This window comes from Bacillus sp. B28 (assembly GCF_029536185.1).
Lineage (GTDB): Bacteria > Bacillota > Bacilli > Bacillales > Bacillaceae > Bacillus > Bacillus halotolerans.
Genome location: NZ_CP120511.1, coordinates 3,165,361 through 3,179,513, shown reverse-complemented (window position 1 = coordinate 3,179,513; position 14,153 = coordinate 3,165,361). Strand labels below are relative to the sequence as shown.

Sequence of the window (14,153 nt, the reverse complement as noted above, 5' to 3'; positions counted from 1 at the left end):
AGTGTTCAAATGGCTATTCCTGCCATTCAGCCGTATCAAATGCCGACAGCGTCTGATATGCCAACAAACAAAGTATCATGGGTGCCTGATCCAAATCGGGCAGTCTTCTTAATACACGATATGCAGAACTATTTTGTCGACGCGTTTACAGCAGGAGCGTCTCCGGTAACAGAGCTTTCAGCAAATATACGCAAGCTGAAGGATCAATGTGTTCAGCTCGGGATACCTGTTGTCTACACAGCGCAGCCAGGCAGTCAAAATCCGGAGGACCGTGCATTGCTGACTGATTTTTGGGGACCTGGATTAAGCAGCGGTCCTTACGAGGAAAAAATTGTGGCCGAGCTTGCACCGGAAGACGATGATCTCGTATTGACAAAATGGAGATACAGCGCATTTAAGAGAACGAATCTGCTTGAGATCATGCGTGAACAGGGGCGCGATCAGCTGATCATCTCCGGGATTTATGCTCATATTGGCTGTCTCGTTACAGCATGTGAAGCGTTTATGGAGGATATCGAAGCATTTTTTGTTGCTGATGCAGTTGCGGACTTTTCTCGGGACAAGCATAAAATGGCGCTTGATTATGCGGCTGGGCGCTGCGCGTTTACGCTGATGACCGACAGCTTGCTTGATCAGCTGAAACATACGCCTTCTGCGGCTCAAAAGCCATCAGAAAAAGCTGAAAAACATGTATTTACCTGCGAGAGTATCCGAACACAAATTGCTGAGCTTCTTCAAGAATCGCCTGATGATATTGCAGATAATGAAGACTTACTGAATAGGGGACTTGATTCTGTAAGGATCATGACATTAGTTGAACAATGGCGCCGTGAAGGAGCCGAGGTGACATTCGTCGAACTGGCTGAACGGCCGACAATAGAAGAATGGCAGAAATTGCTTTCAATCCGCATTGAGAGAGTGCTGCCAAACGCGGACTATTTATAAAAGGAGGTAAAAAAACGGATGCCTGATACAAAAGATCTTCAATATTCTTTAACCGGAGCGCAAACCGGTATTTGGTTTGCTCAGCAGCTTGATCCGGACAATCCAATCTACAATACAGCCGAATATATAGAAATCAACGGCCCAATCGACATTTCTCTTTTTGAAGAAGCTTTACGGCACGTGATAAAAGAAGCGGAATCACTTCATGTCCGCTTTGGTGAAGATATGGACGGGCCTTGGCAGATGATAAATCCATCACCGGATGTACAGCTCCAAGTCATTGACGTCAGCTCTGAGCCTGATCCGGAAAAGACAGCTTTACACTGGATGAAAGCTGATTTGGCAAAGCCGGTCGATTTACAGCATGACCCATTGTTCCGCGAAGCTTTGTTTAAAGCCGGGCCTCAGCGTTTCTTTTGGTATCAGCGCATTCACCATATTGCGATCGACGGCTTTGGGTTTTCTCTGATCGCCCAGCGGGTTGCACATGCTTATACTGCACTTGCAGGAGGGCGGTCCGCTGATGATCGTTCCTTCGGCTCTTTGCAGGATATTTTGGAGGAGGACGCAGCGTACCGCGCGTCTGAAACATATGAAGAGGATCGGCAATTCTGGCTGAATCGTTTTTCGGACAGGCCTGAAGTTGTCAGTTTAGCAGAACGTGCGCCGAGAACCTCAAAAAGCTTTCTGCGCCAGACTGCTTATTTGCCGCCATCAGATGTAAACGCGCTGAAAGAGGCGGCGCGCTATTACGCCGGAAGCTGGCATGAAGTCGTGATTGCGGCATCAGCTGCTTATGTGCACCGTATGACCGGCTCTGAGGATGTTGTGCTCGGACTGCCTATGATGGGACGGATGGGATCGGCATCCTTGAATGTTCCGGCTATGGTGATGAATCTTCTCCCGCTGAGGCTGTCTGTGAGTCCTTCGATGAGCTTTTCTGAGCTTGTGCTGCAAATTTCCCGGGAAATCCGCAGTATCCGGCAGCATCATAAATACCGCCATGAGGAACTGCGGCGGGACCTGAAACTAATAGGAGAAAATCATAGATTATTTGGCCCGCAAATTAATCTTATGCCTTTTGATTACGGTCTCGACTTTGCCGGAGCCCGGGGGACGACGCACAATCTGTCAGCCGGTCCTGTTGATGATTTGTCGATAAATGTCTATGACAGAACAGACGGAAGCGGGCTGCGAATTGATGTGGACGCCAATCCTGAAGTATACAGTGAGTCAGAAATAAAGGTCCATCAGCAGCGGATCTTACAGCTTTTACAAACGGCGTCAGCCGGTGAGGACATGCTGATTGGGCAAATGGAATTTCTTTTGCCTGCAGAAAAAGCACGGGTCATAAGCGAATGGAATGAGACAGCAAAATCCGAGCGGCTGTTCAGCCTTCCGGATATGTTTCAGAAACAGGCTGACCGTTCCCCTGAACGTATCGCCCTGATTTGCGATCACAGTCAATTAAGCTATCAAGAGCTGAATGAACAAGCAAACCGCCTCGCGCATCTTTTGATAGAAAAAGGGCTTGGCCCGGAGCAGTTTGTCGCCTTGGCCCTGCCGCGGTCTTCCGAAATGATAGTTGCAATGCTCGCCGTACTAAAGACTGGTGCTGCTTATCTTCCGCTTGATCCGGAGTTTCCTGCCGACAGAGTTTCATACATGCTGAAGGATGCAAAGCCATCATGCATGATAACGACTGAGGAAATTGCAGACACTCTGCCTGACGATCTAAGGGCACCGCAGCTTGTGCTGGATCTGCCTGTGACAAAAGAGATTGTGAAGCGTTATTCTGCCGACAATCCAAATGTACATGTATCTCTTGCTCATCCGGCGTATATTATTTATACATCAGGATCAACAGGGAGGCCAAAGGGTGTTGTTGTCACGCTGAAAAGTTTAAGTAATTTTCTGCTGTCTATGCAGGAGACATTTTCTCTCAATGAACAAGACAGGCTGCTGGCTGTGACGACTGTCGCTTTTGATATTTCTGCTTTAGAATTATTCCTCCCGCTTATCAGCGGAGCGAGTATTGTTGTTGCTCAAAAAGAAACAACTCGTGAGCCGCAGGCATTAGCTAAAATGATTGAATATTTTGATATAACGATTATGCAGGCAACGCCGACCCTGTGGCATGCGTTGGTCACAAACGAGCCTGAGAAACTTCGGGAGCTCAGGGTGCTTGTCGGGGGAGAGGCGCTTCCGAGCGGGCTTTTGGAGGCCTTGCAGGCGCTTGATTGTCCAGTGACTAATTTATACGGTCCTACTGAAACAACCATTTGGTCTGCGGCAGCTTTTCTCGAAAAAGGAGTACAGGGTGTGCCTCCGATCGGAAAGCCGATTTGGAATACGCAGGTATATGTGCTCGATAATAGTTTGCAGCCCGTTCCGCCAGGCATTGTTGGAGAGCTCTATATTGCGGGAACCGGGTTGGCCCGCGGATATTTAGGGCGCCCTGATTTAACGGCGGAGCGCTTTGTTGCTGACCCGTACGGACCCCCGGGCACACGAATGTACCGAACCGGAGATCAGGCCCGCTGGCGTGCGGATGGGTCTCTGGATTACATCGGGCGGGCCGATCATCAAATCAAGATTCGCGGTTTCCGCATTGAGCTTGGAGAAATTGATGCCGTGCTTGCTAAACATCCGCAAACGAAACAGGCTGCGGTTGTCGTTCGAGAGGACCAGCCGGGAGATAAACGATTGGTGGCGTATCTGGTCGTTTCTTCAGCTCTAGATATTGCTGAGCTTCGCCGTTATGTCGGTGCCAGTCTGCCTGATTATATGGTGCCTGCGGCATTTGTGGAGATCGATGAACTGCCATTAACACCTAACGGCAAGCTTGACCGGAAAGCATTGCCGGCACCTGATTTTGGGGCGTCTGTCACTGATCGGGGACCGCGAACGCCTCAAGAAGAGATACTGTGTGATCTGTTTGCGGAGGTTCTAGGTCTTGCACGCGTAGGCATCGATGACAGTTTCTTCGAGCTGGGCGGCCATTCTCTCCTTGCTGCCCGTTTGATGAGCCGGATTCGTGAGACGATGGGAGCCGAGCTGGGCATCGCCAAGCTCTTTGACGAACCGACAGTTGCCGGACTTGCTGCACATCTTGATCAGGCGCAGAGTGTCCGTCCCGCTTTGCAAAGAGCTGAACGTCCTGAGAACATTCCGCTTTCTTTTGCACAGCGCCGGCTATGGTTCCTCCATTGTCTGGAAGGGCCAAGTCCTACATATAATATCCCGGTTGCCGTCCGTCTTTCAGGTGAACTGAACCAAGAAGCGCTGCAAGCGGCCCTATATGATCTCATCAGCCGCCATGAAAGCCTTCGGACCACTTTCCCTGAATCACAGGGGACATCTTATCAGCGCATTTTGGACGCCGATCAAGCCCGTCCTGATTTATATGTTACAGAAATGAAGAAAGAGGAGCTTTCTGAGAGGCTTGCCGATGCTGCTCGCTACAGCTTTGACCTTGCAGCTGAGCCTGCTTTCCGGGCCGAGCTTTTTGTTATCGGTCCCGACGAGTACGTGCTGCTGCTGCTCGTGCACCATATTGTCGGAGACGGATGGTCATTGACTCCTCTGACTCGTGATCTGGCTGCTGCTTATACTGCGCGCTGTTACGGGAGAGCTCCCGAATGGACACCGCTTGCTGTGCAGTATGCGGATTATGCGCTCTGGCAGCAAAGTCTGCTAGGAAGCGAGCATGATCCAGACAGTTTGATTGCCGGTCAGCTTGCTTTCTGGAAAGATAGACTGAAAGATCTGCCCGATCAGCTCGAGCTGCCAACCGATTATTCACGACCTGCTGAGCCGAGTCATCAAGGGGATACAATCCATTTCCATATAGGCTCAGAGCTTCACAGCCGATTGCTGGAGCTGGCCCGTGCAAATAGAGTAAGTCTGTTTATGGTGCTTCAATCAGGACTTGCCGCCTTGCTGACAAGGCTCGGAGCTGGAACTGATATTCCGATTGGAAGCCCGATTGCGGGGCGGAATGACGATGCGCTTAGTGATCTTGTGGGACTGTTTATCAATACATTGGTGCTCAGAACAGACACCTCTGGTGATCCGAGTTTCCGTGAGCTTCTTGACAGAGTGCGGGAAGTGAATCTGGCAGCCTATGAAAATCAGGATCTGCCGTTTGAAAGACTTGTAGAGGTGCTCAATCCTGCTCGATCCCGGGCCACGCATCCATTATTCCAAGTCATGCTCGCGTTCCAGAACACACCTGACGCAGAGCTGAGCCTGCCTGGTACAGAAAGCAGCCTGCACATTCACAGCGTAGGATCTGCCAAATTTGATTTAACATTAGAAATCAGTGAAAGCCGTCTTGATGACGGGACACCAAATGGACTGGAAGGGCTGCTTGAGTACAGCACCGATCTATTTAAACGGGAAACTGTTCAAGCTCTTGCTGAGCGCCTTCTGCGGCTGCTTGAGGCTGCCGAGGCTGATCCTGATCAGAAAATCGGAAGACTGGATATTCTGGCACCAGAGGAACGCAGCATCACGGTAACGGATTGGCAAAGTGTATCTGAAAAGATTCCGCAAGCGTGTCTTCCGGAGCTGTTTGAGAAGCAAGCTGCGCTGAGCCCTGATTCCATTGCTGTCGTTTATGAAGATAAAGCGATGAGCTATATGGAGCTGAATGAAAGGGCGAACCGGCTTGCCAGGCTGCTGATCAGCAAAGGCGTCGGACCGGAGCAATTTGTGGCATTAGCTTTGCCTCGCTCATTGGATATGACTGTTAGCCTGTTAGCGGTACTAAAAGCAGGAGCTGCATACTTGCCGCTTGATCCGGACTATCCGGCTGACCGAATCGCTTTTATGCTGAGCGATGCGCGGCCTGCGTTTATCATCACGAGCTCACAGGCGGAAAATCAAATCCCGCCTGCAGAAAATGTGCAGAACATTGTGCTGGATAATCCGGAATTACGCGAAAAACTAAAAACATACAGTCCTTTGAATCCGGATAATACGGACAGGATTCGCCCGCTGTCACCTTTCAGCACGGCTTATGTTATTTATACATCCGGTTCAACAGGCGTTCCAAAAGGCGTCATGATTCCTCACCAAAATGTGACGAGGTTATTTGGAGCGACCGATCACTGGTTCCATTTCGGTTCAGACGACGTGTGGACAATGTTCCATTCCTACGCGTTTGACTTTTCTGTTTGGGAGATTTGGGGACCTTTGCTGCACGGCGGCCGCCTTGTTATCGTGCCTCATGACATCAGCAGATCTCCGGAAGCGTTTCTGCGTCTGCTGGTAAAAGAGGGTGTGACCGTTTTGAACCAGACACCATCAGCGTTCTATCAGTTTATGCAGGCGGAAAGGGAGCAGCCTGATCTCGGACAGGCGCTCAGCCTTCGATATGTTGTTTTTGGCGGAGAAGCGCTTGAACTCAGCCGTTTAGAGGATTGGTATCATCGCCACCCTGAACAGGCGCCGAAACTGATCAATATGTATGGTATTACTGAAACAACCGTGCACGTCAGCTATATCGAATTGGACCGGAATATTGCAGCTTTACGAGCAAACAGCCTGATCGGCTGCGGAATTCCCGATCTTGGGGTGTATGTGCTTGATGAGCGTTTACAGCCGGTTCCGCCGGGTGTGGCTGGAGAACTGTATGTGTCAGGAGCCGGATTGGCCCGAGGCTATTTAGGACGGCCCGGTTTAACGGCGGAACGCTTCATCGCTGACCCGTTCGGGCCTCCGGGCACACGGATGTACCGCACGGGAGATGTAGCCCGCAGGCGTGCTGACGGTTCTCTCGATTATGTCGGCCGTGCCGATCATCAAGTGAAAATTCGGGGCTTCCGGATTGAACTGGGAGAAATTGAAGCTGCGCTTGTTCAGCATTCACAGCTGGAAGATGCGGCAGTGATCGTTCGTGAGGACCAGCCGGGAGATAAACGTTTGGCAGCTTATGTCATACCTTCCTCGGAAGAAACGTTTGATACGGCGGAACTGCGCAGGTATGCTGCTGAGAGACTGCCAGATTACATGGTGCCTTCAGCCTTTGTGACGATGAAAGAATTGCCGCTGACGCCGAATGGAAAGCTTGACCGTAAAGCGCTGCCTGCTCCAGATTTTGCTGCTGCGGTGACAGGTCGCGGGCCGAGAACCCCGCAAGAAGAAATCCTTTGTGACTTGTTTATGGAAGTGCTTCATTTGCCGCGTGTCGGTATTGATGACCGTTTCTTCGATTTGGGCGGACATTCCCTGCTCGCAGTTCAGCTGATGAGCCGCATACGTGAAGCGCTCGGGGTTGAACTCAGCATCGGCAATCTATTTGAAGCGCCGACTGTGGCAGGGCTTGCCGAAAGACTGGAGATGGGATCAAGCCAAAGCGCACTTGATGTTTTGCTGCCGCTCCGAACAAGCGGGGACCGACTTCCGTTGTTTTGCGTACATCCGGCGGGCGGACTTAGCTGGTGTTATGCAGGGCTGATGACATCTTTAGGAACGGACTATCCCATCTATGGACTGCAAGCACGGGGAATTGGACAGCAGGAGGCGCTTCCGAAAACACTCGATGACATGGCTGCCGACTATATAGAACAGATTCGGACGATCCAGCCGAAAGGGCCGTACCATTTGCTTGGCTGGTCCTTAGGCGGAAATGTCGTTCAAGCAATGGCATCACAGCTGCAAAAGCAAGGGGAAGACGTTTCTCTATTGGTGATGCTGGACGCCTACCCAAACCACTTCCTTCCTATAAAAGAGGCACCGGATGATGAGGAAGCGCTTATTGCCCTTCTCGCGTTAGGCGGGTACGACCCAGACAGCTTAGGAGACAAACCGCTTGATTTTGAAACAGCCATTGAGATTCTGCGGCGAGATGGAAGCGCACTTGCCAGTCTGGACGAATCGGTCATTTTGAATCTAAAGAATACGTACGTCAATTCTGTCGGCATTTTAGGCTCGTATGCACCGAAAACCTTCCGTGGAAATGTTCTGTTTTTCAGATCAACCATCATTCCTGAATGGTTTGACCCAATTGAACCTGATTCGTGGAAGCCTTATATTGACGGACAAATTGAACAAATCGACATTGACTGCCGCCATAAAGATCTCTGTCAGCCGGAACCGCTCGCAGTTATCGGCCGGGTTCTGGCGGCGAAATTGGAAGAAATGAATCAATAAAGGAGGAAAAGCAATGGCAAATCCTTTTGAAAATGCGGATGGCATATACCTTGTTCTCATCAATGAAGAGGGCCAATATTCCTTATGGCCCGGCTTTATCGATGTGCCGAGCGGCTGGACAGTCGTTCATGAACAAAAAGGGCGTGAGGCTTGTCTGGACTACATCCAATCGCATTGGAGCGATATGAGGCCGAACAGCCTAAAGCCTGTCGAAAATGTCTAAATGCATTGACGGTAAAAAAAAGAGACTGCGGCAGGCAGTCTCTTTTTCTATCTTACGCAGACGTTTGGGTATGATCGCAATCTCTGATCGGGTTCCCGTTTTCATCCGTACACCATGACTGGGATAAGAACGCCAAAAACACAGCAGCCCACTGATCGGCAAATTGAATCAGAATACCTCCGTCGTGCCAAGAGCCGTTGTCCTTTTTCCAGCGGGTATCCAGCGCATTGCCTTGATTCATGTGGATATTGTGCATACCGTTTGTCGGGGTAAAGCCGAATATTTTATCTGCCGCCTGTTCAGGTCCAAATTTTGATCCAAATATATAAACCGGCGCTTTCTCTTCTTTCGCTTTCTTCATATACGTTTCAATAAAGTCATTTAAATCATTATCAGGCCCCGTGATTTCATGAGGCAAAGGCTTCATTTCCCGTGAATCAAAAAGATTGCCCCGCACATAATCCAGGGCTATTTCACGGTTTTCGTCATTGATCTTCGTATATCCATACGGCATGTTCGGAAGAACGGTAATTGAGCTCGAATCAAACTGATCATCAGCTAAATACAATACTTCTGATTCCTCGGAACTGGACATGACATTGATGGCGCATCTGTAATACGTATTCTCTTCACCGATCATCTTCACTTGGAAATGAGGACTGTCATCATCTGTTTCCCGCTTCATATCTAAGACAACGCCTTTTAACACCCCATATTGCTGAACAGCCATATGAATCCTCCTTTATGATCAAGTTCTTCGTTTTAATTCGAGACATCATTTCCATTTTCCTTTTTCAAAGATAAAAAAAGCCTGCAGAAATTTTTCTGCAAGCTCAATATGAATTAAGCGCCCGCCACAGATGATTCATCCTGTAAGGCTTTTTCGGCAGGGACGTATTCGTATCCTAAATCTTTGGCAACCGCCTCATAGGTCACGTGGCCGTTTGCTGTGTTTAATCCCGCTCTTAGTGCCGCATTGTCTGCGAGTGCTTTTGCTGCCCCTTTGTTTGCGATTTGCAGCGCGTATGGAACCGTGACGTTCGTTAACGCAATTGTTGATGTGCGAGGCACAGCGCCCGGCATGTTCGCAACTGCATAGTGAACGACGCCGTGTTTTTCATATGTCGGCTGATCGTGTGTCGTAATGTGATCGACAGTTTCGACGATGCCGCCTTGGTCAATTGCAACGTCCACAATCACTGAACCAGGCTTCATTTGTTTCACCATTTCCTCTGTGACAAGCGTCGGAGCTTTAGCACCAGGGATTAACACGGCGCAAATGAGAAGGTCCGCTTCGGCTACCGAGTCGGCGATATTGACCGGGTTAGAAATTAACGTTTTAATTTGATGGCCGAATATATCATCAAGCTGACGCAGGCGATCCGCGTTTAAGTCGATGATTGTCACATCCGCACCCAGGCCGACAGCCATTTTCGCCGCGTTGGTTCCGACCGCGCCTCCTCCGATAATGGTTACCTTTCCGCGGGCAACGCCAGGCACTCCGGCAAGGAGGATTCCTTTTCCGCCTTTCGGTTTCTCTAGGAACTGCGCTCCGATTTGCGCTGCCATTCTGCCTGCCACCTCGGACATCGGTGTAAGCAGAGGCAATGTCCGTCCCTCACTTACCGTTTCATACGCGATCGCTGTGACGCCTTTATCCTTCAGTGCCTGTGCAAGCTCCGGTTCAGCCGCTAAGTGGAGGTAAGTAAACAGCACAAGCCCTTTCCGGAAGTATGCATATTCTTCCGGAAGCGGTTCTTTGACCTTCATGACCATTTCAGCGTCCCAGACCTGTTTCGGATCAGCAATGATTTCCGCTCCTGCTGACTCATAAGCTTCATTTTCAAAGCCGCTTCCAAGGCCTGCGCCTGATTCAACCAGCACGCGGTGACCGTTTGAAACGAGCTGTGAAACGCCCCCAGGCGTCAATGCGACACGGTTTTCATTGTTTTTTATCTCTTTAGGAACCCCTATGATCATATCTATTTCCCCCCGTATATGTGATATGTTTAGTGTAGCTTGATTTTTTGGAAAATTCTTTGTTTGAAAAAGAAAATAAAAAAACAAGGGTTTGTGAAATTTCACAAACCCTTGTTTCGAAGTTTGATATCCAAATATATAGTAAACTTTTGATTCACATTTTTTAAATCGATCTCAGCGATCTGGCTGATTCGCTTCAGCCGGTAATTCAATGTATTAACGTGAATATTCAAGACCTTAGAAGCGGTATTCACATTGCTGTCGGCTTCAATAAAACGTTCGAGCGTTTCGACCATATTGGACTGGTGATCCCGGTCGTACTGCTCGAGTTTTGAAAGGGAGTAGTTGAAATATCCCGTTTTCTTCCGTTTCTCATCTAACACGTCCAAGTATTGATAAATGCCTAATTCTGAAAAACTGAAAAGATGCTTGGTTTCTTCAGCAAATCGTTCTTTTGCTTTTAATACGGACAATGCTTCCTGGTATGAACGGCAGACAAACGAAATGGAGTTGTATATTCCGCCAATTGCAATAGAAGCATCCTCTATTTTATAACGTTCCCTCAGCTGCCTTTGCGTGCTGAAAGCGAACTGTTTTAAATCTTGAAAAGGACGATCCGTTTTTGGCGCGGTTAAAATGATAAGTTCATTGGAATCAACGGTTGTCAGCAGAGCATGAACTTGCTGGGTCGTTTCCTGCAGATAATGAAGCTGCTGTTCTGTTTTTTCGGTCAGCTCGCCGTTTACCCGGATGATCATCACGGAAAATTCAGAGGGAACGACCATTCCAAGCTTGTTAAACCCATCCGTCATGTCCTGTTCTTGATAGATGTGTCCGGTCAGCATTTTCCAGAAAAATTCTTGGCTGCGCTCCTCATTTTTCGTTTTTCGGATTTGGAGCTTAAGCAGCTTGTTTCTGACTGCATTAGCCGCCATTTTTAATGTCAGCAGATCATCATCCGACAGTGTTTTTTGAATTTCAAGCGCCCAAATAAAACCCAGCACCTGGTTGTTCTTCCAAATCGAAATCGCGACGCGGTTGCTTAGTCCGACTTCGTCAATTTCCTTCACTCTGATCGGCTGGTCCGTTTTTAGCAGTGCGGGAATCGTCCCGTCTTTCCACAATTTATTAATAACCTTCTCCGGCACTCTTCTGCCAATGATCGTAGACGTCCGTGCAGGATCAGTACAATCGCTGTGGGTGCTGTAGGCTAGCAGTTTGTGGTTCACATCTTCAATGGTGATCGGACATTGCAGCACTTCACTGATATGATCAGCCACATCTTCCAGTCTGTCAAAACTGTATTTAAACGGATCCTTTGGCATGGTCATCATTATCCCTACTTTTCCATCCTTTTATTCTTTGCTCTCTTTGACATCAAATCGTCTTGCTTTTATTATGATTGTTCTTGTTTGTGAAAATCAACAACAAAGAATGACAGTATAATAGAAGTGAACAAAGTCAAAAAACACTTTTTAAATATAATGAGATACATGTTCTGTCTTGGCGGGGAACAGGCTGATGAATATTTCTGAAAAACTGAACCTTTCAGAGATGGTGCTGTAGCATCAAATTTTCTGAAAGGTTTTTTTTGGGAGTTAGAGAATCGTTTGGGCCTTTTGGATTATTTGAAGAAGGCGGAGTGGATTGAGAAAATAAACCTATTTGTTTAACAAAATATGTAATTTTTAAGAGGTGAGAGGTAAACCATTGGACTCATTTTGTAAAATTAAAACATATTTGTTTGACTGTACCGAAAAACTGTTTTTATAATAATTACGTTCTAAAAATAAGTGAATTAGCCCATATTTAGGCTGATGGCACAGGAGGTAATGAGGAATATGGCAGGATTAATTCGTGTCACACCCGAAGAGCTAAGAGCGATGGCGAAGCAATATGGCGTTGAAAGCCAAGAAGTATTAAATCAGGTTGATCGTTTAAACCGAATGATCTCTGATTTAAAAAGCATGTGGGAAGGTGCTTCTAGCGAAGCGTTCGCAGATCAATACGAGCAGCTCAAACCTTCATTTATCAAAATGTCAGATTTGCTTCAAGATGTAAACCAGCAGCTTGATCAAACAGCAAATACTCTTGAGTCTACTGACCAAGACATCGCAAATCAAATCCGCGGATAACAGTATGAAAGGGAAGGAGCGCCTGATTCACCAGAAGACGGCGCTCTTTCTATGTAAGGGTGAATGAACATGTATATTGATATTACGATAGATTTGAAACATTATAACGGAAGTGTCTTTGATCTCAGATTGTCAGATTACCACCCGGTGAAAAAAGTCATTGACATCGCTTGGCAGGCCCAAAGCGTTTCCATACCTCCGCGCGAAGGGCACTGGATCAGAGTGGTCAATAAGGATACGGTGTTTTCCGGAGAATGCAAGCTATCTGATTGCGGCATTACAAGCGGAGACCGGCTTGAAATATTATGAAAGGATCTGGTTGAATGTCAGGTGAACAAACATCATATTTAGAAAACCAATTAGAAGCTGCTTCTCAGAAAACGGAAGACGGTTATACATTTACCTTTCAACGGGAAAAAATAAAGCTTCTGGACGGTCTCGAAGCGAACGTCATCAAGGATGTAAATCCATCTTTTCATAAAGAGATCGATGTGACGGAAGACGAAGTGATCATCACAATCCAACCTCCTCCCTCCTATAAAGAATTTCGCTTGATAAAAGCTAAAGATAAAAAAAGCAAATGGCAGTTTGTCTATCAGCTTGTTCAGGCTGTACAGCAGCACAAGTTATCAAGGCTGCATTTGATTGTGGCCCCGGAAAACATTGTATTCGATAAAGGACTGACCCCATATTTTCTTCATTACGGCGTAAAAGAAAGCATTCCGCCTTACGAGCATGATGAGGAAAGAGTCTGGCAGGAGCTGAAAGCCGCAGCGGCTTTGGCAGTCGACGGCGCTTTTGCATTTGAGGACTATTTGAAATTCAATGAGACGCTGACATTCTCTCCGGAGGCAAAAGCGATATTGGACGCGAAGTCCTATGATGAACTGCTCGAGCTGATTCAGACACATATCGATGAGCTCGAAGCCAAAGCAAAAACATACATACATATCCCGAAAAAGAAATGGAACATCCAAAGATATATCGGCCTGGGACTCATTGTGTTGCTTGTGCCGGCTCTGATTTATTCGATGTACGCTTTATTTTTCGCGCAGCCGAAGCATCAGGCGATTGTGGAAAGCAACCGCTCTTTCTTGAACAAGCAGTACAGCGGGGTCATCAACACGCTGGCTAAATATGATGCGGAAAGCCTGCCTGAATCAGTGCAGTATCAGCTTGCAATGTCTTATGTTGAGGTTGAAAAATTAGGCGACACTCAAAAGAAACAAATTGAAAATAATCTGGTCACGCTGCAATCAGATCCACAGCACTTTCTTTATTGGATAGACATAGGGAGAGGCGAGAATAAAGAAGCCGTTAGTATCGGAAGAAAGCTGGAGTATAACCCGTACATCGGGCTGGGGCTGATTCGATATAAGGCTGAGATATTAGCAGATGACAGTATGAAAGATGATGAAAAGCAAAAAGAATTGGATACGGTACAAAGCGAGATCGACCAAATTACCAAACAAATGAAAGAACAAAAAGAAGAAGCGATAACAGACTCGGCAGAAACTGATACAGCCAGCCAAGCCGCTGAAGAACAATCAGATAAAGAAAAGCAGCAAGCTGAAGAGAAAGCGGCAGAAGAAAAAGCCGCAGCCGAGGAAAAAGCGAAAAAAGAAGAACAAGAGAAAAAAGAGAAAGAAAAGAAAGATGAGAAAAAAGATGACAAATAAAGTGAAACATGAAGTTCAGGTCATCGCACGCCG

The 14,153-nt window shown here is 47.6% G+C and carries 9 protein-coding genes; 6 read left to right on the top strand and 3 right to left on the bottom strand.

What is annotated here, in order from left to right; genetic code table 11:
- Positions 1 to 9: 9 nt before the first annotated feature.
- The 3 genes from P3L57_RS15850 to P3L57_RS15840 are packed head-to-tail and all read left to right on the top strand — an operon-like array spanning position 10 to position 8,326.
- Positions 10 to 945 carry an isochorismatase gene (locus P3L57_RS15850; protein WP_059334776.1) on the top strand — a complete coding sequence of 312 codons (936 nt, stop codon included), beginning with the start codon at positions 10 to 12 and terminating at the stop codon, positions 943 to 945.
- An 18-nt stretch (positions 946 to 963) separates the two neighbouring features.
- Complete coding sequence (locus P3L57_RS15845) at positions 964 to 8,103, top strand: amino acid adenylation domain-containing protein (RefSeq protein ID WP_264798193.1); 7,140 nt, start codon at positions 964 to 966, stop codon at positions 8,101 to 8,103.
- A gap of 13 nt (positions 8,104 to 8,116) precedes the next feature.
- On the top strand, positions 8,117 to 8,326 hold the full coding sequence (locus P3L57_RS15840; RefSeq protein WP_044158967.1) for an MbtH family protein: 210 nt from the start codon (positions 8,117 to 8,119) through the stop codon (positions 8,324 to 8,326).
- Between the two features lie 52 nt (positions 8,327 to 8,378).
- Here P3L57_RS15840 and P3L57_RS15835 read toward each other — a convergent pair whose 3' ends face one another.
- The 3 genes from P3L57_RS15835 to P3L57_RS15825 all read right to left on the bottom strand — a co-directional run bounded on the left by P3L57_RS15835 (position 8,379) and on the right by P3L57_RS15825 (position 11,631).
- A complete protein-coding gene (locus P3L57_RS15835) occupies positions 8,379 to 9,056 on the bottom strand; it encodes a YukJ family protein (RefSeq protein WP_069486976.1) in 678 nt (225 codons plus the stop codon).
- Between the two features lie 113 nt (positions 9,057 to 9,169).
- Positions 9,170 to 10,306: an alanine dehydrogenase gene (ald, locus tag P3L57_RS15830; RefSeq protein WP_044158964.1), complete on the bottom strand. Its 1,137-nt coding sequence runs from the start codon at positions 10,304 to 10,306 to the stop codon at positions 9,170 to 9,172.
- A 101-nt stretch (positions 10,307 to 10,407) separates the two neighbouring features.
- The gene (locus P3L57_RS15825; RefSeq protein WP_069487013.1) at positions 10,408 to 11,631 is read right to left on the bottom strand and encodes a sporulation transcriptional activator AdeR; all 1,224 of its coding nucleotides are present in this window, start codon (positions 11,629 to 11,631) and stop codon (positions 10,408 to 10,410) included.
- 516 nt (positions 11,632 to 12,147) lie between these two features.
- Between P3L57_RS15825 and P3L57_RS15820 the strand changes: the two genes are divergently transcribed.
- The 3 genes from P3L57_RS15820 (at position 12,148) to essB (ending at position 14,120) form a co-directional block, all read left to right on the top strand.
- Positions 12,148 to 12,441 carry a WXG100 family type VII secretion target gene (locus P3L57_RS15820; RefSeq protein ID WP_003220661.1) on the top strand — a complete coding sequence of 98 codons (294 nt, stop codon included), beginning with the start codon at positions 12,148 to 12,150 and terminating at the stop codon, positions 12,439 to 12,441.
- 69 nt (positions 12,442 to 12,510) lie between these two features.
- Positions 12,511 to 12,750, top strand: coding sequence for an ESX secretion system protein YukD (gene yukD / locus P3L57_RS15815; protein WP_010331710.1), 240 nt, complete (start codon positions 12,511 to 12,513; stop codon positions 12,748 to 12,750).
- Positions 12,751 to 12,764: 14 nt separating this feature from the next.
- Entirely contained in the window at positions 12,765 to 14,120 is a 1,356-nt protein-coding gene (gene essB / locus P3L57_RS15810) for a type VII secretion protein EssB (RefSeq protein ID WP_044158962.1), read from the top strand.
- Positions 14,121 to 14,153 lie beyond the last annotated feature (33 nt).

Excerpts from the sequence above, each read along its gene's own strand:
- P3L57_RS15850 (WP_059334776.1), top strand. The coding sequence starts at position 10 with ATGGCTATTCCTGCCATTCAGCCGTATCAAATGCCGACAGCGTCTGAT.
- P3L57_RS15845 (WP_264798193.1), top strand. The coding sequence starts at position 964 with ATGCCTGATACAAAAGATCTTCAATATTCTTTAACCGGAGCGCAAACC.
- P3L57_RS15840 (WP_044158967.1), top strand. The coding sequence starts at position 8,117 with ATGGCAAATCCTTTTGAAAATGCGGATGGCATATACCTTGTTCTCATC.
- P3L57_RS15835 (WP_069486976.1), bottom strand. The coding sequence starts at position 9,056 with ATGGCTGTTCAGCAATATGGGGTGTTAAAAGGCGTTGTCTTAGATATG.
- ald (WP_044158964.1), bottom strand. The coding sequence starts at position 10,306 with ATGATCATAGGGGTTCCTAAAGAGATAAAAAACAATGAAAACCGTGTC.
- P3L57_RS15825 (WP_069487013.1), bottom strand. The coding sequence starts at position 11,631 with ATGCCAAAGGATCCGTTTAAATACAGTTTTGACAGACTGGAAGATGTG.
- P3L57_RS15820 (WP_003220661.1), top strand. The coding sequence starts at position 12,148 with ATGGCAGGATTAATTCGTGTCACACCCGAAGAGCTAAGAGCGATGGCG.
- yukD (WP_010331710.1), top strand. The coding sequence starts at position 12,511 with ATGTATATTGATATTACGATAGATTTGAAACATTATAACGGAAGTGTC.
- essB (WP_044158962.1), top strand. The coding sequence starts at position 12,765 with ATGTCAGGTGAACAAACATCATATTTAGAAAACCAATTAGAAGCTGCT.